The 21926-nt window shown below is 68.9% G+C and carries 22 protein-coding genes; 15 read left to right on the top strand and 7 right to left on the bottom strand.

Features of this window, described 5'->3' with window-relative positions:
• The first annotated feature begins 50 nt into the window (after positions 1 to 50).
• Together dapA and smpB are read left to right on the top strand one after the other, a co-directional pair.
• Positions 51 to 941, top strand: a complete 891-nt coding sequence (dapA, locus tag J2W78_RS13010) for a 4-hydroxy-tetrahydrodipicolinate synthase (protein WP_253371066.1) — start codon at positions 51 to 53, stop codon at positions 939 to 941.
• Positions 942 to 1043: 102 nt separating this feature from the next.
• Complete coding sequence (smpB, locus tag J2W78_RS13005) at positions 1044 to 1517, top strand: SsrA-binding protein SmpB (RefSeq protein ID WP_003602874.1); 474 nt, start codon at positions 1044 to 1046, stop codon at positions 1515 to 1517.
• Between the two features lie 152 nt (positions 1518 to 1669).
• On the opposite strand, the gene J2W78_RS13000 is transcribed toward smpB, so the two are convergent.
• From J2W78_RS13000 to rpoZ, 5 genes are all read right to left on the bottom strand, one after another.
• Entirely contained in the window at positions 1670 to 2326 is a 657-nt protein-coding gene (locus J2W78_RS13000) for a LabA-like NYN domain-containing protein (protein ID WP_253371064.1), read from the bottom strand.
• Positions 2327 to 2839: 513 nt separating this feature from the next.
• Positions 2840 to 3430 carry an orotate phosphoribosyltransferase gene (pyrE, locus tag J2W78_RS12995; protein ID WP_253371063.1) on the bottom strand — a complete coding sequence of 197 codons (591 nt, stop codon included), beginning with the start codon at positions 3428 to 3430 and terminating at the stop codon, positions 2840 to 2842.
• 152 nt (positions 3431 to 3582) lie between these two features.
• Entirely contained in the window at positions 3583 to 3933 is a 351-nt protein-coding gene (locus J2W78_RS12990) for a hypothetical protein (protein WP_253371061.1), read from the bottom strand.
• 113 nt (positions 3934 to 4046) lie between these two features.
• Complete coding sequence (locus J2W78_RS12985) at positions 4047 to 6278, bottom strand: RelA/SpoT family protein (protein ID WP_253371059.1); 2232 nt, start codon at positions 6276 to 6278, stop codon at positions 4047 to 4049.
• A gap of 362 nt (positions 6279 to 6640) precedes the next feature.
• On the bottom strand, positions 6641 to 7051 hold the full coding sequence (rpoZ, locus tag J2W78_RS12980) for a DNA-directed RNA polymerase subunit omega (RefSeq protein WP_003602879.1): 411 nt from the start codon (positions 7049 to 7051) through the stop codon (positions 6641 to 6643).
• 203 nt (positions 7052 to 7254) lie between these two features.
• Here rpoZ and J2W78_RS12975 point away from each other — a divergent pair, with 203 nt between their 5' ends.
• The 4 genes from J2W78_RS12975 to J2W78_RS12960 all read left to right on the top strand — a co-directional run bounded on the left by J2W78_RS12975 (position 7255) and on the right by J2W78_RS12960 (position 10083).
• Positions 7255 to 7821, top strand: coding sequence for a NifU family protein (locus J2W78_RS12975; protein WP_253371057.1), 567 nt, complete (start codon positions 7255 to 7257; stop codon positions 7819 to 7821).
• 159 nt (positions 7822 to 7980) lie between these two features.
• Positions 7981 to 8661 carry a tRNA (adenosine(37)-N6)-threonylcarbamoyltransferase complex dimerization subunit type 1 TsaB gene (tsaB, locus tag J2W78_RS12970; protein ID WP_253371053.1) on the top strand — a complete coding sequence of 227 codons (681 nt, stop codon included), beginning with the start codon at positions 7981 to 7983 and terminating at the stop codon, positions 8659 to 8661.
• Entirely contained in the window at positions 8658 to 9179 is a 522-nt protein-coding gene (locus tag J2W78_RS12965; RefSeq protein WP_253371052.1) for a GNAT family N-acetyltransferase, read from the top strand. Before tsaB ends, J2W78_RS12965 begins: the two co-directional genes overlap by 4 nt.
• Before the next feature lie 25 nt (positions 9180 to 9204).
• Positions 9205 to 10083 carry a lysophospholipid acyltransferase family protein gene (locus J2W78_RS12960; RefSeq protein ID WP_253371051.1) on the top strand — a complete coding sequence of 293 codons (879 nt, stop codon included), beginning with the start codon at positions 9205 to 9207 and terminating at the stop codon, positions 10081 to 10083.
• A 4-nt stretch (positions 10084 to 10087) separates the two neighbouring features.
• On the opposite strand, the gene J2W78_RS12955 is transcribed toward J2W78_RS12960, so the two are convergent.
• Positions 10088 to 10528: an MEKHLA domain-containing protein gene (locus J2W78_RS12955; RefSeq protein WP_253371050.1), complete on the bottom strand. Its 441-nt coding sequence runs from the start codon at positions 10526 to 10528 to the stop codon at positions 10088 to 10090.
• A gap of 116 nt (positions 10529 to 10644) precedes the next feature.
• Here J2W78_RS12955 and miaB point away from each other — a divergent pair, with 116 nt between their 5' ends.
• From miaB to J2W78_RS12925, 6 genes are all read left to right on the top strand, one after another.
• Positions 10645 to 11985, top strand: coding sequence for a tRNA (N6-isopentenyl adenosine(37)-C2)-methylthiotransferase MiaB (gene miaB, locus J2W78_RS12950; RefSeq protein ID WP_253371047.1), 1341 nt, complete (start codon positions 10645 to 10647; stop codon positions 11983 to 11985).
• A 36-nt stretch (positions 11986 to 12021) separates the two neighbouring features.
• Positions 12022 to 13128 carry a PhoH family protein gene (locus J2W78_RS12945; protein WP_253371045.1) on the top strand — a complete coding sequence of 369 codons (1107 nt, stop codon included), beginning with the start codon at positions 12022 to 12024 and terminating at the stop codon, positions 13126 to 13128.
• Positions 13129 to 13144: 16 nt separating this feature from the next.
• On the top strand, positions 13145 to 13630 hold the full coding sequence (gene ybeY / locus J2W78_RS12940) for an rRNA maturation RNase YbeY (RefSeq protein WP_253371043.1): 486 nt from the start codon (positions 13145 to 13147) through the stop codon (positions 13628 to 13630).
• A 36-nt stretch (positions 13631 to 13666) separates the two neighbouring features.
• Positions 13667 to 14809 (top strand): hemolysin family protein, encoded by a 1143-nt coding sequence (locus J2W78_RS12935; RefSeq protein WP_253371041.1) that lies wholly within the window; start codon positions 13667 to 13669, stop codon positions 14807 to 14809.
• 131 nt (positions 14810 to 14940) lie between these two features.
• Positions 14941 to 16632: an apolipoprotein N-acyltransferase gene (gene lnt, locus J2W78_RS12930; protein ID WP_253371039.1), complete on the top strand. Its 1692-nt coding sequence runs from the start codon at positions 14941 to 14943 to the stop codon at positions 16630 to 16632.
• A 182-nt stretch (positions 16633 to 16814) separates the two neighbouring features.
• Positions 16815 to 17516: a BA14K family protein gene (locus J2W78_RS12925; RefSeq protein WP_253371037.1), complete on the top strand. Its 702-nt coding sequence runs from the start codon at positions 16815 to 16817 to the stop codon at positions 17514 to 17516.
• A gap of 105 nt (positions 17517 to 17621) precedes the next feature.
• On the opposite strand, the gene J2W78_RS12920 is transcribed toward J2W78_RS12925, so the two are convergent.
• Complete coding sequence (locus tag J2W78_RS12920; RefSeq protein ID WP_253371035.1) at positions 17622 to 19214, bottom strand: catalase; 1593 nt, start codon at positions 19212 to 19214, stop codon at positions 17622 to 17624.
• A gap of 155 nt (positions 19215 to 19369) precedes the next feature.
• Here J2W78_RS12920 and J2W78_RS12915 point away from each other — a divergent pair, with 155 nt between their 5' ends.
• The 3 genes from J2W78_RS12915 (at position 19370) to J2W78_RS12905 (ending at position 21857) form a co-directional block, all read left to right on the top strand.
• Positions 19370 to 20341, top strand: coding sequence for a LysR substrate-binding domain-containing protein (locus tag J2W78_RS12915; protein ID WP_253371033.1), 972 nt, complete (start codon positions 19370 to 19372; stop codon positions 20339 to 20341).
• A gap of 119 nt (positions 20342 to 20460) precedes the next feature.
• Positions 20461 to 21516 (top strand): AbrB family transcriptional regulator, encoded by a 1056-nt coding sequence (locus tag J2W78_RS12910; RefSeq protein ID WP_253371032.1) that lies wholly within the window; start codon positions 20461 to 20463, stop codon positions 21514 to 21516.
• Positions 21513 to 21857 carry a diacylglycerol kinase gene (locus J2W78_RS12905; RefSeq protein WP_253371030.1) on the top strand — a complete coding sequence of 115 codons (345 nt, stop codon included), beginning with the start codon at positions 21513 to 21515 and terminating at the stop codon, positions 21855 to 21857. Before J2W78_RS12910 ends, J2W78_RS12905 begins: the two co-directional genes overlap by 4 nt.
• Positions 21858 to 21926 lie beyond the last annotated feature (69 nt).

The following is a 21926-nucleotide window of genomic DNA, read 5'->3' as shown; positions in this document are numbered from 1 at the left end:
CGCCGGGGCACGCCGGAAGACAGGCAAGAAGAACGGCCGGGAACGCCAGGATGACCGATACCCACGCCCGCCTTCGCGGCTCGATGACCGCGCTCGCGACCCCCTTCCGCGACGGCGAGTTCGACGAGGCGGCCTTCCGGAAATTCGTGAACTGGCAGATCGAGCAGGGCACCCACGCCCTGGTTCCGACCGGCACCACCGGCGAGAGCCCGACGCTGAGCCACACCGAGCACGACCGGGTGGTCGAGGTCTGCGTCGCCGAGGCCGCCGGCCGGGTGCCGGTGATCGCGGGCGCCGGCTCGAACTCGACGCGGGAGGCCGTCGCGCGGGCGCGTCATGCTGAGAGCGTCGGCGCGGATGCGGTGCTCACCGTCACGCCCTACTACAACAAGCCGACGCAGGAGGGGATGTACGCACACTTCAAGGCGGTGAACGACGCCGTCGGCATCCCGATCATCATCTACAATATCCCCGGCCGGTCCGTGGTCGACATGAGCGTCGACACCATGAAGCGGCTGTTCGAATTGAAGAACATTGCCGGCGTGAAGGATGCCACGGCCAAGATCGACCGTGTCAGCCTCCAGCGACAGGCTTTGGGAGAAGACTTCATCCAGCTTTCTGGCGAAGATGCGACGGCGCTCGGCTTCAATGCCCATGGCGGGGTCGGCTGCATCTCCGTGGTCTCGAATGTCGCACCCCGGCTCTGCGCCGATCTTCAGGAAGCGACGCTGGCGGGCGATTACGCCAAGGCCCTGAAGATCCAGGACCGGCTGATGCCGCTGCACGTGCAGATGTTCTACGAATCGAACCCGGTGCCGGCGAAATACGCTCTCTCGCGCCTCGGGCTGATGTCGGAGGAGGTGCGCCTGCCGCTGGTGCCGGCGACGGAGGGCTGCCGCCGGGCGGTCGATGCCGCGCTCGAGCATGCCGGCCTGATCTGACGCCGTCGGATTGATCCGAGAAGATCCGGCGCGAAGCCTCGCCGGAGAACGTGGCGGTCCCCATATCGGTGGACCGCCGCCCGATCACGAACCTGAAGACGAATGGCACCCAAACCCGATCCCGGCCGGCGCGTCGTCGCCGACAACCGCTCCGCCCGCTACCACTACGCGATCGAGGACACGCTCGAGGCCGGCATCGCGCTGACCGGCACCGAGGTGAAGTCGCTGCGCGGCGGCAAGGCGACGATCGGTGAGTCCTATGCCGGGCCGTCCGGCAACGACCTGATGCTGTTCAACGCCTATATTCCGGAATATCTGGAGGCGAACCGCTTCAACCACGACACCAAGCGGCCCCGCCGCCTGCTGCTGCACCGCCGCCAGATCAACAAGCTGATCGGCGCCACCCAGCGCCAGGGCTACACGGTGATTCCGTTGAAGATCTACTTCAACGACAAGGGCCGGGCGAAGGTCGAGCTGGGCCTCGGCAAGGGCAAGCAGCTCCACGACAAGCGCGAGAGCGTCAAGCAGCGCGACTGGGATCGCGACAAGGCCCGCCTGATGCGTGACAAGGGCTGATCCGGTTTACCATTGATCGCTTCGGGCTCAGCCCGCTCCCGTCATCGCGAGGTGGAGCCGAAGCGACCTGTCCGGATCGGGCAGGTCGCTGGATCGCTGCTGACGGCGAGGGGCGTTCGCCCGTCACCGCGATAAGAGCCCCGAAGTGCCGCTCAGCCTTCCGCTTCCTCGTCGGACGCGCCGGGGCGGATGCCGTAGCGGCTCTCGAGACCGGGGTTGGGGCGGGGCGTGCGCTCAGCGAACTCGCGGCGGGGGCCGTCGCCGGGAGCGCGGGTAGTGCGCTCGCTCGGGTCGCGGCCGATCCGGCTCGCGAGATGTGCGAGATCGATGAACTCGTCCGCTTGGCGGCGCAGGTCGTCGGCGATCATCGCCGGCTGGGTCTGGATCGTCGAGACGACGGAGACGCGAACGCCACGGCGCTGGATCGCCTCCACGAGCGAGCGGAAATCACCGTCCCCGGAGAACAGCACCATGTGGTCGATGTGGGGGGCGAGTTCGAGCGCGTCGATGGCGAGCTCGATATCCATGTTGCCCTTAATCTTGCGGCGCCCGGCGGAGTCGGTGAATTCCTTCACAGGCTTGGTGACGACCCGGTAACCGTTATAGTCGAGCCAATCGATCAGCGGGCGGATCGAGGAATACTCCTGATCCTCGATCATTGCTGTGTAATAAAAAGCCCGAATGAGGTTGTCGCGGGCCTGAAAATCCTTGAGAAGACGCTTGTAATCAATATCGAAACCAAGCGCCTTCGTGGTCGCGTACAAATTCGCGCCGTCGATAAAGACTGCGGTCCGTTGCTTATCGCTCATCGACTGATCCGTGTGCTTGAGATGGCAGCAATTATTTCTGGAAATTCAGACATGAATGCAGTACATGAAATCGTAGATTCAATGCGCTGCCGAAGTCCGGCATCCCTGCACTCTCGACGGATAGCAGCCTTCGTGTTCCGAAACACGCTTTCGTCCGAAAGAGCGTGATCCGGCCAGCGGGCTCGCGGCGTCGGAGAGTTGCAGGGCTCGGAACAGCGTAGCAGACACCGGCCCGAGCCGCCCCTTTGGTGACCGAGCAGGCAATCCCTGTCAAGCGCCAGAAAGAGTTAAGGCCGCCAGCGTCAAATTTAACCGAAGATGATTGTCCGCAACCGAGAGCGTATTCTACGAATTCATTTTTGCACTAACGGTTGCGACACAGCGTCTTTAGGGGCGCACCGTCGAGTTTACATACTTGAAGTTGCTGCACGAGCCCAATTGACATGAGCTGCCCGCACGGAAACTTCCCAGCCCCACCAAACCGTCTCATGCCGCGAGCCTTCATGCCCCGTCTCAGGGCTTCGGCAGCGCCCGGCTGCCCGGCTTGACCGGAGGGATGGCGGCAAGTTCCGGGGGGAGGGCGTCCGGCGCATAGGCCGGGATGTCGAGCGTGACCAGGGACAGAAGCGGCAACCCGATCTCGCCCCGGCCGCCCGAACGGTCGATCAGGCAGGCAGCGCCGACCACCTCGCCCTCCTCGTCCTTCAGCGAAGCCAGGCACTCCCGGGCGGAGAGGCCCGTCGTCACGATGTCCTCGACGATGACGGCGCGGGTGCCGGCGGGAATCGAGAAGCCGCGGCGCAGGGTGAAGGGACCACCGGGGTCGCGCTCGACGAAGATCGCCTTGGCGCCGAGATGGCGGGCGGTCTCGTAGCCGGGGATGATGCCGCCGATGGCCGGAGAGACCACGATATCGATCCGGCCGAAGCGGGCGGTGATGCTTTCGGCCAATGCCCGGCACAGCCGCTCGGTGCGCGCGGGATCGGAGAAGATCGTCATCTTCTGCAGGAAAGTGGGCGAGCGCAGGCCGGAGCTGAGGATGAAGTGCCCCTGCAGCAGGGCCCCTGCGGAACGGAACTCTTCGAGGACTTCTTCCGGCGTCATGGTCACCTGCTCGCCAAACCGTGTTCCGCTGCTTCTTGCAGCGGCGCAAGCGGGGCGCAAGCCGAAGGCCGAGCCATCGTCCGGGACGACGGCTGCCGATCTGCGGACGATGACGATCCGACGGGCAGGATCGGGTCCGCGTCGCCGAAACCCTAGTTCCGGACGCGCAGAGGGTCCCGGCGCCGATCGGGACGGGTCTCGTAGGCGGGCGGAGGATAGGACGCGTCGTAGACCGGCCCATCATAGCAGGGATCGTAGGACCGGGGCAGGAGCGCGCCGAGCTGCACGCCCTCGCTTCCACCGCGCTGGATCATCGTGCGCATGCCCGGCTGCAGCTTGTCGTCATCCAGATCGTCGGGATGGGCGGGGACGAGCGGCAGACCCTCCGCGCCGCCCCGCTGGAGCATCGTCCGCATGCCGGGTTGCAGGCCCTGCGCGCCGGCCTCCTGAGCGAGCGGGATCCCGAGCGCGAGGATGACGGGGGTGACCAGGGAAAGCTTCATGACGGTCGCTCCGGAAAAGCGCGGCGTAGGCCCTGCCGTCCATAGGCTGGTCCGATGACGGAATGACGTGTCCCGGCATCGGTTCCGGCAAGCGACGCCCGCAGGAGCGACCGTCAGCCGTTCACCCGCTCGACGCGGCTCACCGAGCGCTTGCCACGCAGGTCCGCGACGATGGCGGTGAGGTGCTTCAGGTCCGGCACCGACAGGTCGATGGAGATGTCGGTGAAGTCCTGCGTGCGGCGTTTCATCGAAACATTGTCGATGTTGCCGTCATGCTCGGCGATCACTTGGGCGATCTGTGCCAGCGTGCCGGGCTCGTTGATCGATTCGAGCGCGAGCTTGGCGGGGAAGCGCTCCTGCGAGCCTTCCACGTCCCAGCGCACGTCGAGCCAGCGCTCGGGCTCGTTGTCGAAGGCGGCGAGCGCGGCCGACTGGATCGGATAGATCGTCACGCCGACGCCGGGCGTGAGGATGCCGACGATGCGATCCCCCGGCAGGGCACCGCCATTGGGGGCAAAGCTCACCGGCAGGTCGCCGGCCAGCCCGCGGATCGGGATGCTGGCCGAGGCCGAGGCGCCGTCGGCCTCGCCGGAGAAGGTCAGCCGCATGGTCTGGTCCTTGGAACGGGTGAGGCGCCCCGCCGCCCCGTTGGCCGCCGGACCGCCGCTCGCCCCCGCGCGCCGCTCCTCCTTGAAGTCGGGATAAACGGCCTTCACCACGTCGCCGGAGAACATCTCGCCGCGCCCGACGGCGGCAAACACGTCCTCGGTGCTCGCGCGGGCGAGCCGGGGCAGGGCGCCGCGCAGCTTCTCCTCGGAGAAGCTCTTGCCCGCCCGCTCGAAGGCCCGGTCGAGGATCTGGCGGCCGAGCCCGGCATATTGCCGCCGCACAGCAGCGCGGGTCGCCCGACGGATCGCGGCGCGGGCCTTGCCGGTGACGACGAGGGATTCCCAGGCGGCCGGCGGCGAAGCGCCATCGGAGCGGGCGATCTCGACCTCGTCGCCGTTGGCGAGTTCGTGCAGCAGGGGCGCGAGCCGGCCGTTGATCTTGGCGCCCACCGCCGTGTTGCCGACATCGGTGTGCACCGCATAGGCGAAGTCGATCGGCGTGGCGCCCCGCGGCAGGGCGATGAGGCGGCCCTTGGGCGTGAAGCAGAACACCTGATCCTGGAACAGCTCCAGCTTGGTGTGCTCCAGAAACTCCTCCGGCGAATCGCCCTCGGCCAGCAGCTCGATGGTGCGGCGTAGCCATTGGTAGGCGCCGCTCTCGGTGGCGAGCCGGGGATGGACCTCGCCCTCCACGCCCTCCTTGCCGGCCTCCTTGTAATGCGCGTGGGCGGCGATGCCGTATTCGGCGATCTCGTCCATCTCGGCGGTGCGGATCTGCAGCTCGACGCGCTGGCGCTTCGGGCCGATAACCGTGGTGTGGATCGAGCGGTAATCGTTCTGCTTGGGCGTCGAGACGTAGTCCTTGTAGCGGCCCGGCACCATCGGCCAGCTCGTATGCACCACGCCGAGCGCCGCGTAGCACTCGGCCAGGGTGCCGACGATCACGCGGAAGCCGACGATGTCGGAGAGCTGCTCGAAGGCGACCGACTTGCGCTCCATCTTCGACCAGATCGAGAACGGCTTCTTCAGCCGCCCTTTCACCTGAGCGGCGATACCCCGCGCGGCGAGCCGGGCGGTGAGGTCGTGCTCGATGCTCTCGATGACGCTGCCGGATTTCGCCGAGAGGTCTTCGAGCCGCTTGGTGATGGTGGCGTAGACCTCCGGCTTCAGCGTGCGAAACGAGAGGTCTTCCAGTTCGTCGCGCAGCTCCTGCATACCCATGCGGCCGGCGAGCGGCGCGTAGATGTCGAGGGTCTCCTCGGCGATCCGCGCCCGCTTGTCGTCGCGCATGAAGTGGAGGGTGCGCATATTGTGCAGGCGGTCGGCGAGCTTGACCAGAAGCACCCGCACGTCTTCGGCCACCGCGAGCAGCAGCTTGCGGAAGTTCTCGCCCTGCACCGCCCGCTTCGAGACGAGGTCGAGGCGCTTGAGCTTGGTCAGCCCGTCGACCAGCGCGCCGATCTCGGAACCGAAGATCTCGCGGATCTCGTCGAGGGTCGCGGCGGTGTCCTCGACGGTGTCGTGCAGGACGGCCGCAACGATGGTCGCGTCGTCGAGGCGCAGGTCGGTGAGGATGGCGGCGACTTCGAGGGGATGGGCGAAGAACGGACCGCCCGAGGCGCGTTTCTGCGTGCCGTGCGCCCGCATGGCATAGACGTAGGCGCGGTTGAGAAGCGCCTCGTTCGCGGTCGGGTTGTAGCGCTTGACCCGCTCGACGAGTTCATACTGGCGCATCATCCGCCGAAGGATCCTGCTCTCGATCTGCTCGGTGTCGTTCACAACACGCCCGCTGCGCCGCCGTGCCCAAGGGGCGACGATCGGCGATCGGGCGTTTCGTGCGGCACTCTCAAGGGGGCCCGGCCCGGACGGACGCGGTCGCTCGCCCGACACCTTCCTGCATCGGCACGCGTTTGCCCAGACCCATGGCGTCGCGGGCAAAGCGCGACGGCTCCGCCGCTCCCGCATGGACGCCAGGACGGGGCTTTACCCCGAAAGCCGGCCAGCGGCGCAACACGTCGGAGACGGAGCGAAACACGAGAACGCCCGCCGCTCGGGGACCGAGGGCGGGCGTGAATCGTGACGCGGAGCGCGAAGAGAGCTTACTCGCCCTCGTCGTCGGTCTCGGTCGGGGGCGCAAGGTTCTCGAGACCGCGGAGGAGATCCTCCTCGCTCATGAAGTCGAACTGCACGTTCTTGTCGTCTGAGGAAGACTGGGGCGCCACCGCCGCGGCGGCGGGCGAGCTCGAGAGGAGCGGCACGGTCTCGGCCTCGGGCTCGTCCACCTCGACGTATTTCTGCATCGAGTGGATGAGCTGCTCCTTCAGATCCTCCGCCGTGATGGTCTCGTCGCCGATCTCGCGAAGGGCCACGACGGGGTTCTTGTCGCGGTCGCGCTCCACGGTCAGCGGGGCGCCGGCGGCAAGCAGGCGGGCCCGGTGGCTGGCGAGCAGGACCAGCTCGAAGCGGTTCTCGACCTTCTCGATGCAGTCTTCGACGGTGACGCGAGCCATGCGAGGCGGCTCCTTCCTCAGGCGCGGATACGAACGATATGCGTGATGAACGGGCTTCTTACACCGGTTATCGCTGTCCAACAAGTCGCGGGAGCGGTTGAGAATCCGTCCCTGTCGGTCCACATGGAAAGCGGTGCCGGTCCAACCCGGCACCGATCCCGGCCGGCCTTGAACCGGCGCCAGCGGACCCGAGGATTCTCCACATGTTCATTCAGACCGAAGCCACGCCGAACCCCGCCACGCTCAAGTTCCTGCCCGGTCGCGTCGTGCTGACCGACGGGACCTTCGAGGCCCGCGACACCGCCAGCGCCGAGCGCTCGCCGCTCGCCACCGCCTTGTTCGCGGTGCCCGGCGTCTCGGGCGTCTATTTCGGGCACGACTTCATCTCCGTCACCAAGGCCGACGGCGTGAACGAGTGGCCGCAGGTGAAGCCCGCCGTGCTTGGCGCGATCATGGACCACTTCCAGTCCGGCCGCCCGGTGCTGGCCGAGGGCACGGCGCTCGCGGAAGAAGAAACGGAAGAGTTCTACGACGAGGCCGACCACGACACCGTGGCCACCATCAAGGACCTGCTTGAGACCCGCGTGCGTCCGGCGGTGGCCGGCGACGGCGGTGACATCACCTTCCGCGGCTACCGCGAGGGCATCGTCTACCTCGAGATGAAGGGCGCCTGCTCGGGCTGCCCGTCCTCCACCGCGACCCTGCGCCAGGGCGTGCAGAATCTGTTCCGCCACTTCCTCCCCTCCGTGCGGGAAGTGCAGGCGATCTGATCGACGGCCCGGCCGCCCGGTTTTCCCCTGGCATCGGCGCAACACCGCACCGCTTCCTTGGGGAGGTCGGCCGTGGATGCGCTGACGGGGAGGGCGGTTTTGTCCTATGATTAGCCGGAAGGCGGGCGCTTGCGGCCCGCCGCCGGATGGAATCGACGTTTGCGCATCCTTGCCATCGATACGGCGCTTGAAGCCTGCGCGGCCTGCGTGGCTACGGACGACAGCGACGACCTGCTCGCCGAGGAGTCGATGCCGCTCGTACGCGGCCATGCCGAGGCACTGCTGCCGCTGATCGAGCGGGTCATGGCCCGGGTCGAGGGCGGCTTCGAGGGTCTCGACCGGGTCGCAGTCACGGTCGGGCCCGGGAGCTATACGGGCTTGCGCGTCGGCATCTCCGCTGCCCGCGCCATCGGGCTCGCCACCGGCATTCCGGTGGTGGGCGTGACCACCCTGTCCGCCCTGCTCGCGCCGCAGCTCGCCCTCAACGGCGACGACACGGTGGTCGCCGCGATCGACGCGCGCCACGGCGCCGTCTACCTCCAGGCCATGAGCGTGACGGAAGGCACGGTGATCCCACCCCGTCACATCGCTCTCGACGAGGCGGTGAGCCTGCTCGGCGGACGGCGGGCGATCCTCACCGGCTCCGGCGCTCCCGCGCTCGCGGCGGCGGCCGCGGCCGCCGGCATTACCGTCGAGGTCGCCGAGACCGGCGCGCCGCAGATCGCCTGGGTCGCCTCGCTCGGACTCGTGGCCGATCCGGACCAGGCGCTGCCGCGCCCCCTCTACCTGCGCGGGCCCGACGCCCAGCCGCAGCATCATGCGAGGCTCGCAAGGGCATGACGCGGACCGTCTCCCCGTTCTGGCCGCTCGATTGGTGGTCCGCATGGTGGGACGCCTGGGGCTCCGTGCCCTACGTCGCGCCGCTGCGGGATGCCGGACAGGCGTCCGACCTGGAAAAGCTGCACGCCACCGCCTTCGCCCGCCCCTGGGCGGCCCACGAATTCGAGCGGATGCTGTGCGAGCGCTCGACCGAGGCGCATGCCCTGCGCCGGGGCAACGCGCTGCTGGGCTTCGTGCTGTCACGTAAAGCCGTGGACGAGGCGGAGATCCTCACCATCGTTCTGGCGCCCTCCGCCCGTGGCGGCGGCCACAGCCACCGGCTCCTGCGCGAGCACCTGACCGCTTTGGCCTATGCCGGCATCCGCACCGTCCATCTCGAAGTCGACGAGGGCAATACGCCGGCCCTGAAGCTCTACACCCACCACGGCTTCCTCAAGGTCGGCGAGCGCAAGGGCTACTACCCGCTGCCCGACGGCAGTCGGGCCACGGCGCTGACCATGAGCGCGACGCTGTCGTGAGGTTTCGCGGGAGCGCATCCGCCCGATGACGCGCGTCGGCATCGGCCTCCGCCTCTTCGTCCAGGCGCTGGCCTTCCTGATCGTGATCGTGCCGCACTGGCTCAGCCTGCGCTTCGGCCGGGGACGGCTCGCGGCGCGCATCGCGGCGCTGTTCCACCGCCTGTTCCTGCGCCTGTTCTCCGTTCGGGTGATCCAGAGCGGCACGCCGCCACCGCCGGGCGAGCCGGCGCTCGTGCTGTCGAACCACGTCTCCTGGCTCGACATCGTCGCGCTCGGCTCGCTGCGCCCGCTCTCCTTCGTGGCCAAGTCGGAAATCGCAGGCTGGCCGCTGATCGGTATGCTGGCCAAGCTCCAACGCACGGTCTTCATCGAGCGGGCCAAGCGCACGGCGACCGCCCACGTCAACGCCACGGTCGGGCAACGGCTCGCGGACGGCGACCTGATCGTGCTGTTCGCCGAGGGCACCACCGGCGATGGCCTGCGCCTGCTGCCGTTCCGCTCCTCGCTGGTCGGCGCCGCCCGGACGGCGCTGACGGCGGAAACCGGCGGGCTCGCGCGCATCCGGCTCCAGCCCTTGGCGCTGGGCTACCCGCGCCGCAACGGCCTGCCGGTGACCCGTGTCGAGCGGCCGGAGATCGCGTGGTACGGCGACATGGAACTCGCGCCGCATCTCGCCCTGTTCGCGGCTCGCGGGCCCATCGACGTACACGTGAACTGGGGCGCGCCGATCGCCTTCGAGGCCGCCACCGACCGCAAAGTCGCCACCGCCCAGGCCGAGGCCGCCGTGCGGCAGGGTCTGCGCCAGATCCATCTCGGCGGGGCCGCCCCCCGCCCGGCGCCGGCGGCGCCGGAAACGATTGGGGAGGGCGCCGACGTCTCGGCGCCGGGCATCGCCGCGGTGTGACCGTTCAGGCCGGCATCGGGAAAGTCGCCGCTTGGCCGCGAACGATCCCGCCCTCATCCACGAGTTGCCAGACGATGCCGTCGGTGACCGGGAAGCGCCGCCCGTCCTTGGCAACGCGAACGCCCGCATAATCCGAGACGAACCCGTCGCGGGCGACCGCGTCGAGCAGGCGCTGCCGCTCGGCCCGCTCCGGCGCCTCGGCCGAAAGCCGCGAGGGCATGCCGACGATGTCATCCCAGCCGTAGCCGAAGGCCCGCTGCACCACCCGGTTGGCATAGACGAAGAGCGGGTCGGCGCTCCTGTCGTGGGCCAGCACGGCGAAGGGCGCCTGCGCGTAGAGCCAGTCTGGCCCGAGATCCGGCTCAGGGATGAGCGGGCGGCCGACGAGGCGCAGGAAGCTGCCGGTCAGCAGGGCGAAGAAGGCGGGATCTTCGGCGAGCCTCACGGGCGGACCTTTTCGAAGAAGCAAGAGAATCGTGTCGGCGTTCGAACCGTGATAGAGGGCCTGTCGAGCAAAAAGTCCTCAAAAATTCACCGCCCACCGGCGGCAGGGTTGCGATCTTGAAGAAAGCCTACGTTAAGTCCTACGGCTGCCAGATGAACGCCTACGACGCCGGCCGCATGGCCGACGTGCTGGCGGCCGAGGGCTACAGCGCGACGGACTCGGTCGAGGAGGCCGACGTCGTCGTCCTCAACACCTGCCACATCCGCGAGAAGGCCGCCGAGAAGGTCTATTCCGAACTCGGGCGCCTACGTGTGCTCAAGGGCGAGCGCGCCGAGAGCGGGCAGGACACCCGCATCGTGGTGGCGGGCTGCGTCGCGCAGGCGGAAGGCCGCGAGATTTTGTCCCGTGCACCGGCTGTGGACGTGGTGGTGGGCCCGCAGAGCTATCACCGCCTGCCGGACCTGCTGCGCCAGTCGCGCGAGACCCGCGTCGTCGACACCGAGTTTCCGGCCGAGGACAAGTTCGACCACCTGCCGGCCCGGCGCAACCGCGGCGTCACCGGCTTCCTGACCGTGCAGGAGGGCTGCGACAAGTTCTGCGCCTTCTGCGTCGTGCCCTATACCCGCGGTGCGGAGGTCTCGCGCTCGGTGGCGGCGGTGGTGGACGAAGCGCGCCGCCTCGTCGAGGGTGGGGTGCGCGAAATCACCCTCATTGGCCAGAACGTCAACGCCTATCACGGCGATGGGCCGGATGGCGCCCCCGCGACGCTCGGCCACCTAATGGACGCGCTCTCCGCGGTGCCGGGCCTCCTGCGCCTGCGCTACACCACGAGCCACCCGAACGATTTCGCCGACGATCTCATCGCCGCGCACGAAACAAACCCGCTGGTGATGCCATACCTGCATCTGCCGGTGCAGTCGGGCTCGGACCGCATCCTCCAGGCGATGAACCGGCGCCACACGGGTGACGCCTACCGCCGGCTGATCGAGCGCATCCGGAATGCGCGGCCCGACATCGCCCTGTCCTCGGACTTCATCGTCGGCTTCCCCGGCGAGACCGATGCCGACTTCGCCGAGACCCTACGGCTCGTCTCCGACGTCGGCTTTTCGGCGGCGTTCTCGTTCAAGTACAGCCCGCGGGCCGGCACGCCCGCGGCGGAGCGCGAGGATGCGGTGCCGGAGGCGGTGAAGACCGAGCGGCTCGCCGCCCTCCAAGACCTCCTCGACCGTCAGCGCCACGCCTACAACGCGGCGAGCGTCGGCACGCTCACCGAGATCCTGGTCGAGAAGACCGGCCGGCATCCGGGCCAGGTCGCGGGCAAGACGCCGCACCTCCAGGCGGTGCAGTTCGATGCGCCCGCCTCCACCATCGGCACGGTGGTGCCGGTGCGCATCACGCGGGCGGGCTCCAACAGCCTGTTCGGCGAAGCGCTGGAGGGTGCGGCGGCGGCCGCGTGACCTATATGAGGCCCATCACCATGCCGGATCTCTCGCGTGCCGATTGACGTTGCGTCCGCCCGTGGCCCTGCTGGCCGCAACAACCGCCCCTCACCGGGGCGTCCGGGTCTCGCCGAAGTTGTGGAGGTCTCGCTCACCTTCGACGACAACCGCCTCGCCAGTCTCGTCTTCGGTCAGTACGACCAAAACGTCGCCCATATCGAGCGACGGCTCGGCATCACCGGCACGGCGCTCGGCAACCACCTCGTGGTCAAGGGCACGCCTGAGGCTGCCGAGAAGGCACGCCGCGTGTTCGAGCGGCTCTACACGCGGGTGCAGAAGGCCGGCACGACCCTGACACTGGGCGACGTCGACGGGGTGATCCAAGAGGTCACCGTGCAGGGCAACCTGTTCCCCTCCGCCGAGATCGTCGCAGATAATGGCCGCGAGCAATTCGAGCAGATCGCCACCCGCAAGCGCGGCGCCGTGCGCGCCCGCAACGCGGCGCAGAGCGACTACATCAAGCTCCTGCGAGCCAACGAACTCGTCTTCGCCGAAGGCCCCGCCGGCACCGGCAAGACCTGGCTCGCGGTCGGCCACGCCGTCTCGATGCTGGAGCAGGGCCATGCCGAGCGGCTGATCCTGTCGCGCCCGGCGGTCGAGGCCGGCGAGCGGCTCGGCTTCCTGCCCGGCGACATGCGTGAGAAGGTCGATCCGTATCTTCGACCGATCTACGATGCGCTCTACGACTTCATGGAGGCGCGCCACGTCGATCGCGGCCTTCAGACCGGCATCATCGAGATCGCCCCGCTCGCCTTCATGCGCGGGCGCACGCTGACCAATGCCGTGGTGCTGCTCGATGAGGCGCAGAACACGACCTCGATGCAGATGAAGATGTTCCTGACCCGATTGGGCGAGAACTCGCGCATGATCATCACCGGCGATCCGAGCCAGATCGACCTGCCGCCGGGCCAGAAATCCGGCCTCGTCGAGGCGGTGAACGTGCTCGACGGCGTCGAGGGCATCGGCCGCGTGCGCTTCCGCGACGTGGACGTGGTGCGCCACGATCTCGTGCGCCGCATCGTCACGGCCTACGAGTCCGCCGCCCACGGCGAGGGCGAGGCCGACCGCAACCCGAACCCGCGGCGCCGGCCGCTGGCGTGAGCCTGCACCGACCGACATGAGCGACAACGAGATCGACATCGCCGTCGAGGATGCGCGCTGGGAACAGGCGATCCCCGAACTGGAGGCGTTCACGCTGCGGGCCGTCGAGGCGGGATTGGCAATTCTGCCCGATTCGGCCGCCGGCCCCGTCGAAGTGAGCGTCCTGCTCGCCGACGACGCCACCGTTCAAGCCCTCAACCGCACATGGCGGAACAAGGATAAACCCACCAACGTGTTATCGTTTCCGGCCGCGGAGCAACCGTCCCAGCCCGGTCTGGCACGGCCGCTGGGCGACGTGGTTCTTGCGTATGACACGCTCGTGCGCGAGAGTGCGGAGCAGTCGAAGCCCTTCGAGCACCATTTCGCCCACCTCCTCGTTCATGGCACCCTTCACCTTCTCGGACAGGACCATGAGACCGGCGAGGCCGAGGCCGACGCCATGGAGGCGCTCGAGGTCGCCGCGCTCCGCGCGCTCGGCATTCCGAACCCTTACGACGACTGAACTCCGGCACTCCCGCCGTATCCAGCCTAGAGACCCATGACCAACGACCGAAGTCGCGGCGCGGCCCTGGCCGCGCCAGCCGCGGACGCCGAACCGCCCCCACGCGAGGCGTGGTACGATCGTCTGCTGAACGTCTTCCAAATGCGTCCGCGCGACTCCCTGCGCACCGACATCGAGGAGGCCCTGGCCGAGCCCGGCACGGGTGAGGACGCCTTTTCTCCCCTCGAGCGCGCCATGCTCAAGAACGTGCTCGGCCTGCACAAGGTGCGCGTCGACGATGTGATGCTGCCCCGCGCCGACATCGTGGCAGTGGCCAGCGACACCAGCCTCGGCGATCTCCTGAAGCTGTTCCGCACCGCCGGCCATTCGCGCCTGCCGGTCTACGGCGAAACCCTCGACGATCCCCGCGGCATGGTCCACATCCGCGACTTCGTGGAATACCTCGCCACCCAGGCGGAAGCCGCGCCGCGCCGGGCCGCGCCGCAGCCCGTGGTCACCGGCGCCGAGGCCAAGCCGACGCCGCGCCCGCGCCGCACGGCTTCCGCCCGCGGCGCGCTGCGCAGCCTCGATCTCGGCAAGGTCGATCTTACCGCAACCCTTGCCTCCACCCGGATCCAGCGTCCGGTGCTGTTCGTCCCGCCCTCCATGCCGGCCATCGATCTGCTGGTGCGGATGCAGGCCACGCGCACCCACATGGCGCTGGTCATCGACGAGTATGGCGGCACCGATGGGCTGATCTCGATCGAGGATCTGATCGAGATGGTCGTCGGCGACATCGAGGATGAGCACGACGTGGCCGAGGGCCAGCTCGTCAACCGCATGGAAGGCGAGACGGAGGCATACATCGCCGACGCCCGCGCCGGCCTCGCGGAGGTGTCGGCGGCCACCGGCCTCGACCTCGCCGCCGCCTTCGGGGAACTCGCGGAAGAAATCGACACGATCGGCGGCCTGATCGTCACCCTGGCTGGCCGGGTTCCGAAGCGCGGTGAGCGAATTCCCGGCCCCGACGACCTCGAATTCGAGGTGCTCGACGCCGACCCCCGGCGGGTCAAGCGGATCAAGCTCCAGCGCGCGCAGGCCAAGATCGGCACCGTGGTGCCGCTCGCCCTACCACCGCCCCGCCCGGCACCGCACGCACCCGACACGGACACCGCGCAGGTCGCTGAATCCGGCCGGTAAAGCATCGTCCTGAAAGGCGGCCTCCGGCTTTCGGGAACGAGACGGCGCGAGCAAGGCTGGCGCATTCCGACGACGTGTTCATCGCAAGGAATGCACCTCATGCTAACGATCACGAGACAAAGCGACACGGCATGACCGCTCCGCTCGGCGCCGGAATAGGCTCGGCCGCGGCACGGATCGGCCTCCTCGAGGCCATCGCGCACCGGATCATCCTGAGCCACGGCTGGACGCGGGCGGCGATCGCCGTCGCGGCCGGCGCCTGCGGCGCGCTGGCGATGCCGCCCTATGGCCTGTTCCCCGCGCTCGTCGTGTCGCTCTCGATCGCCGTCTGGTTGATTGACGGCGCGGCGATCGATGGCTCCGGCCGGCGCACGGTGTGGGTCTGCGCCGGGATCGGCTGGGCCTGGGGCTTTGGCTACTTCACCGCCGGACTGTGGTGGCTCGGCGCCGCCTTCCTCGTGGAAGCGGACCAGTTCGCCTGGGCGCTGCCGCTCGGCGTCGTCGGCCTGCCGGCGGTGCTCGCCCTGTTCTGCGCCGCGGGCTTTGCCCTCGCGCGCCTCGTCTGGTCGCGGGGGGCCGCCCGCATCGCGGCGCTCGCCTTCGGGCTCGCGGCCGCCGAGTGGCTACGCGGGCATATCCTGACGGGCTTTCCCTGGAACACGCTGGGCATGGCGCTTGGGGGCAACCTCTGGATGATGCAGGCCGCCTCGCTCGTCGGCCTCTACGGACTGACCCTGCTCGCGGTGCTGATCGCCGCCGCGCCCGCGACGCTCGCCACCGGCGCGACACCGCGGGGCCGGTTCGGGCCGGCTCTGGCAGGCCTCGCAGCGCTCGCGGGGCTTGCCGCCTACGGCGCAGGGCGCGTGCCCGCCGCGCCCGATCCGACCGTGGCGGGCGTGCGCCTGAGGCTGATCCAGCCCAACATCCCGCAGGACGACAAGTTCGGCTCGGAGAACCGCGAGCGGATCGTCGGCAAGTATCTCGAACTCAGCGACCGCGCCCTCTCGCCCGACCGCACCGGCATCGCCGACGTCACTCACCTGATCTGGCCGGAATCGGCCTTTCCGTTCCTAATCCAGCGCGACCCGCAGGCGCTCGGGCGGATCGGCGCGGCTTTGCCCGAGGGCAAGCAACTCATCGCCGGCGCCGCACGGGTGCGCGAGCTGCCCGATGGCGAGCGGCTGACCCGCGAGAACGCCGTCTTCTTCAACTCGATCCTGACGATCGGCGCGGGCGGGCGCTTCGGCGACCTCTACGACAAGGTCCACCTCGTCCCCTTCGGCGAATACCTGCCGGGGCCGCTCGATGCGCTGCTGCGGGCGGTGGGTCTGCGCCAGTTCGTCTCCATCCCCGGTGGCTTCACCGCAGGTGATCGCGCCGGCCAGCGCATCCTCAACGTGCCGGGCCTGCCGCCGGTCGCGGCGACGATCTGCTACGAGGCGATCTTCCCCGGCGCGATCCTGCCGCCCGATCCGGCCGAGGGTGCGCCCGCCGTACCGGGGCTGATCCTCAACCTCACCAACGATGCGTGGTTCGGCGACACGCCGGGCCCGCGCCAGCACTTCGCGCAGAGTCGGCTGCGGGCGGTGGAGGAGGGGTTGCCGCTGGTGCGCGACGCCAATTCCGGCATCTCGGCGGTGGTCGATGCCCATGGCCGGATCGTCGCGAGCCTCCCGCTCGGCATCGAGAGCGTACTCGATGCGAATTTGCCGGCAAGGCTGCCCGGACGGACCCTCTACGCCGCCTTCGGCGATCTGCCGTTCGGGGCCGGCCTCATCGGTTGCCTCCTGATCGCACTCGCCGCGCGCCGCCGTCGTACTTAACGGCCAAGGTTAGATCGGAGAGCTTTCAAGACGCCCGCGCGCGAATGGCGACGCATGCGCGACATTCGAGCAATCTTGGCCGTAGGATCATCCGTCATCGCCCGGCGTTCTTAAGATAACGGCCCATTTTTCGCCGGTGGAAACCGGTGCAGGCCATTCTCTCGAACTCCAAGGGAATGACGATGAAACAGATCTTCCTGGCCTCGGCCGTCCTTGCGGGCGCCCTGGCCTATCTTCCGGCGAGCGCGGACGCGCGGCCGATCGGTGTCGGCGGCTCCGGCGGCCTCGGCGGCGGCAACTTCCGCAGCGCGCTCGGCGCAGGTGGCGTGAGCGGGTTCGGCCGCGGCGGTGGCGGCGGCTTTGCCGGGGGCGGCTTCCGCGGCGGTGGAGCCGGTCTGGCCGGTGGTGGGTTCCGGGGCGGCGGCGCCGGCCTCGCCGGAGGCGGCTTCCGAGGCGGTGGCTTTGCCGGTCGCCCTGGGTTCGGCGTTGGTCGTCCCGGCTTCGGCAACGGCGTCGCGGGCGTGCGGCCCGGCTTCGGCAATCGCGGCTACTACGGCGGCAACCGCTGGCGCAATGCCGGCTTCTATCGCCGGGGTTACGGCTACGGCGGTCTCGGGCTCGGCCTGGGGGTCGGCGCCGGTCTCGGCCTCGCGGCAGGTGGCCTCTACGGCGGCGGCTACGGATATCCGGGTTATGGCTACGGCGGCTACGACGAGGGTTACTACGCGCCGGCCGGCTATTACGGCACCGAAACGGTGACGACCGGTGTCGCGCCCGGCGGTGACGACGACTTGGTCGCCGAGTGCGCCCGCCGCTTCAAGACCTACGATCCGCAGACGCAGACCTACGCCGTTCGTCGCGGCGTGCGCCGCTCTTGCCCGTAAGGTTCTGAGACGATGGGAGCATTGATGCTCCCATCTTCTTCTCAAGAAAAACCCCGCCCGACCTGATGGTCGAGCGGGGTTTTTTACGTCGTTGGGTTCTTGGCCTTACTCGGCGGCGACCTTGTGCGAGGCGGTGCTGCCGTCGGTGTAGGTCTCTGCCTGGAGGCGCTTGTGCGGGGCGGCACGGCCGGGGAGGGGTGGCAGGGCCTTGGCCTTCTCCAGATCGATCCCGGCTCCTTCCGCGACGCGGCGGCCGTAATCCTCATCGGCGTGCCAGAAGTGCCAGACCATCCGAAGCTGGATGGCTTCCGGGCACTGCTTCATGTCGCCGACGAGATTGGCGATCAGATCCTCGCGCTCCCAATCCTGGAACGAGCGGTAGCGCACACCGGCCTGGGTGTAGTCGTCCTCGGTCCGCGAGGTCTGGTAGCGGCCGAGATTCCCGCTGACCGGCTGGTGGTAGTCGCGTGCCGGCTTGGGCGCCTCGCGCAGACCCTCGCCGAGGGTCGACGGCTCGTAGTTAATGTGCCGGTTCTGGCCCGTCCCATCGACGCCGTAGGTCATCTGGCCATCGCGCTGGTTCGAATAGACCTTCACACCGGGCTGCGGCGCGTTGATCGGCAGCTGCAGGTAGTTGGCGCCGACGCGGTAGCGCTGCGTGTCCGAGTAGGACAGCGTCCGGCCCTGCAGCATCTTGTCGTCCGAGAAGTCGATGCCGTCCACGAGCACGCCCGTGCCGAAGGCCGACTGCTCGACTTCCGCGAAGAAGTTGTCCGGCACGCGGTCGAGAACCATGCGGCCGACCGGCAGCAGCGGGAAGTCTTCGACCGGCCACAGCTTGGTGTCGTCGAGCGGATCGAACGACAGGTGGTCGTTCGGGCCGTCGGGCATGATCTGCACGCAGAATTCCCACTCGGGGAAGTTGCCGGCGCTGATGTTGTCGTAGAGGTCACGCGTCGCGTGGCCGACGTCCTTGCCCTGAATCTCCGCCGCCTGGGCCGAGGTCAGGTTGCGGACGCCCTGCTTGGGCTCCCAGTGGAACTTGCAGAGCACGGCCTCGCCCTGGTCGTTGACCAGCTTGTAGGTGTTGACGCCCGAGCCTTCCATCTCGCGATAGTTGGCCGGAATGCCCCACGGCGACTTCAGGTGAGTCACCATGTGGATCGCTTCGGGGTGCTGCGCCACGAAGTCGAAGAAGCGCCATGCCTCCTGGCGGTTCGTCACCGGATCCGGCTTGAACGCGTGGATCATGTCGGGGAACTTGATCGCGTCGCGGATGAAGAAGACCTTGAGGTTGTTGCCCACGAGGTCCCAGTTGCCCTCGACAGTCTTGAACTTCACCGCAAAGCCGCGCGGGTCGCGCGCGGTCTCGGGCGATTCCTTGGCACCGGCCACGGTGGAGAAGCGCACGAACATCGGCGTCTTCACACCGGTCTCGTTCAGCACGCGGGCGCGGGTGTACTTGGAAGCCGGCTCGTTGCCGATCTTGCCGTAGGCCTCGAAGTAGCCGTGCGCGCCGGCGCCGCGGGCATGCACCACACGCTCCGGAATCCGCTCGCGGTCGAAATGGGTGATCTTCTCGATAAACTGGTAGTTCTCGAGCGTCGCCGGCCCCCGCTCTCCGACCGTGCGCGTGCTCTGGTTGTCGCGGACCGGATGGCCCTGGCGGGTCGTCAGAATCGGGCGGTTCTCGCTCATGCGTCACTCTCTCTTTGAAACATCGGATGGTGCGGTCGGCCAGCGCAGGCGAGAGCCAGCGGGCCGAAACCTGGAACCATTCTCGCTCGCAGGTATGACCCAGGCATGACCCATTGGCAAATGCATCATTACAAACGACGTGATAGATGCAGCCTATGAACCTGTCCGGACTCTCCCTGCGCGATCTCGAATATGTCGTCGCCGTCGCCGACGAGGGGCATTTCGGCCGGGCCGCCGAACGCTGCAACGTGAGCCAGCCGACGCTGTCCGTACAGGTGCGCAAACTCGAGAATGCGCTCGGGCTGACCTTGTTCGAGCGGTCCAACCGTCGCGTGTTGCTGACGGTCGCGGGGCAGGGGATCGTGCGGCAGGCCCGCGTGGTGCTCGGCGAGGCGCAGCGCCTGCTGGCGCTCGCCGTCGAGGGGCGCGGCTCGCCGCTCACCGGCCGGCTGGTGCTGGCCGCGATCCAGACGCTGGGGCCCTACTACTTCCCCCTGGTTTTGCGCCTGCTGCGCCAGGAATTTCCGCTTCTGACGCTGGCGCTCAGCGAGGCGCGCACCGCCGAGATCCTCGATGGCTTGCGTGATGGGCGCATCGACGCGGCCCTGGTGTCCCTGCCGGTCGCGGCTTCGGGGCTTACCCTCTCGCCGCTCTTCGTCGAGCCGTTCCGGCTCGCCTGCCCGGTGGACCACGCCTTCGCCCAGGGTGCGCCGCCGCGGGCGGAAAACCTGAGCGGTCCGGACCTGCTGCTGCTCGACGAGGGCAATTGCCTGCGCGATCAGACCATCGCCGCCTGCGGCACCCTGCGTGGCGCGGGCCGGCACGCCACGAGCCTCGAAACCCTGCGCTCGATGGTGGCGGCGGGCGCCGGCTATACCCTGATTCCGGCCTTGGCGATTCCCTCCGGCCCCGATCCGACCGGGCTGACGGTGGTGCGCAACTTCGAGGGAGAGGGCCCCGGCCGCACCCTGGCTCTGGCATGGCGTTCCAGCGATCCGCGAGCGGCGGGCCTCGCGCATCTGGCGGCCTTCTTCCGGGCGCACGCGCCGCCCGGCACCGCCGCCTGCCGGGAGGATGAGGCCTACGGTGTCCCACCGCCCGGCGGGCGGGAGCGGTGGACCGCCTGAGACCACCGCCGGGGTCGGCGCCCCGGCCCCGTGCCGTGACAGTTCGGGGAAGAGCGTGTAGCGCGGGCCACGCGCGGTTCCTCTCCCGTCTTCCCCCGCGCGATCCAGCATCCAGGCCCGTGCCCGAGACCCGCATCCTCCTGCGCTGGGCGGCGCTCGTCGCCGTCTCGGCCGCTCTCGCCTACGGCTTGAGCCGCGCGCATTTTCCCGCCGCCTTCCTCCTCGGGCCGATGCTCGCCGCGATCGCCTTCGGGGTTCGCGGCGCTGGACTCTCGCTCGGCCGGCCGCTCTTCCTGGCGGCCCAGGCGGCGATCGGCTGCCTCGTCGCCCGCTCCGCAACCACCGAGATCGCCGCGACCCTGCGCGAGGACGGGTTCATCATCCTCGCGGTCGTCGGTGTGACGGTCGCGGCCGGCGCGCTCACCGGGCTGGCGCTCACGCGGCTGCGCGTCCTGCCCGGCACGACGGCGGCCTGGGGCTCATCGCCGGGCGGAGCCGCCGCCATGGTGGCGATGGCGGAGGATTACGGCGCCGATCCGCGCTTGGTCGCGTTCATGCAGTACGTACGCGTCGCCGCCGTGGTGCTCTCGGCCTCGCTCGCCGCGCGCCTCCTCGCCGACGTCGCCGGCCCGTCCGGCGCGGGCGCTCCCGGCGAGACATGGAGCTGGCCCGGCCTCGCGGCGACGATCGCGGTCGCCGCCGCCGGGTTCGGCCTCGCGTCGCTGCTGCGGCTGCCCTCCGCCCCCCTGATCGGGCCGATGCTGCTCGGCGCGGGCCTGCACGCTGCCGGCCTTCTCGACATCGCCTTGCCCGCGCCGGTGCTCGATACGGCCTACGCGGCGGTCGGCTGGTATGTCGGGCTGCGCTTCAACCGGCGCACCCTGGAAGAGACGCTCCACGCGCTGCCGGGGGTGCTGGCGGCGACCATCGGGATCATCCTGCTCTGCGGCGTCTGGGCCTGGATCCTCACCCACTGGCTCCCGATCGATTTCCTGACCGCCTTCCTGGCCACCAGTCCGGGCGGGCTCGATTCGGTGGCGATCATCGCCGTCGGCTCGCGGGTCGACGTGTCGTTCGTGCTGGCGGTGCAGACCCTGCGCCTGTTCGTCGTGCTGGCGACCGGCCCGATCCTCGCCAAGTGGATCGCCCGGGCGGTTCCAGGGGAGGGGCCGTGACCGCGCTCTACCTCGCCTTCCTGAATTCCTGGCGCGGCCTCGTCCATGGCGGTCGCACCGAACGGGCGGTCCGGCTCGAACTCGTCCTGCTGGCGCTCGGCCTGCCCGTGGCGCTCGTTCTCGGCGGCAGCCTGTGGGTGCGGGTGGCACTCATCGCCAGCCTGCTGCTGATGCTCGGGGCGGAACTCCTGAACACCGCGATCGAGAAGCTGTGCGACCACCTCCATCCCGACCGGCACGAGCGGATCGGCATCGTGAAGGATCTGGCCTCGGCCGGAGCGTTCCTAACGCAGGTCATCGCCGCCCTGATCTGGGCTGCCGCGGTAATCGACAGATTCTAGAGCATCATCCCGAAAGCTGGTTGCCGGCTTTCGGAAAAAGACGATGCAATAACAAAAGCCCAGAGCATC

It is taken from the genome of Methylorubrum extorquens, assembly GCF_024169925.1.
Lineage (GTDB): Bacteria > Pseudomonadota > Alphaproteobacteria > Rhizobiales > Beijerinckiaceae > Methylobacterium > Methylobacterium extorquens_A.
Note: the sequence above shows the minus strand (reverse complement) of the source record. Positions and strands in the feature narration are given on the sequence as shown.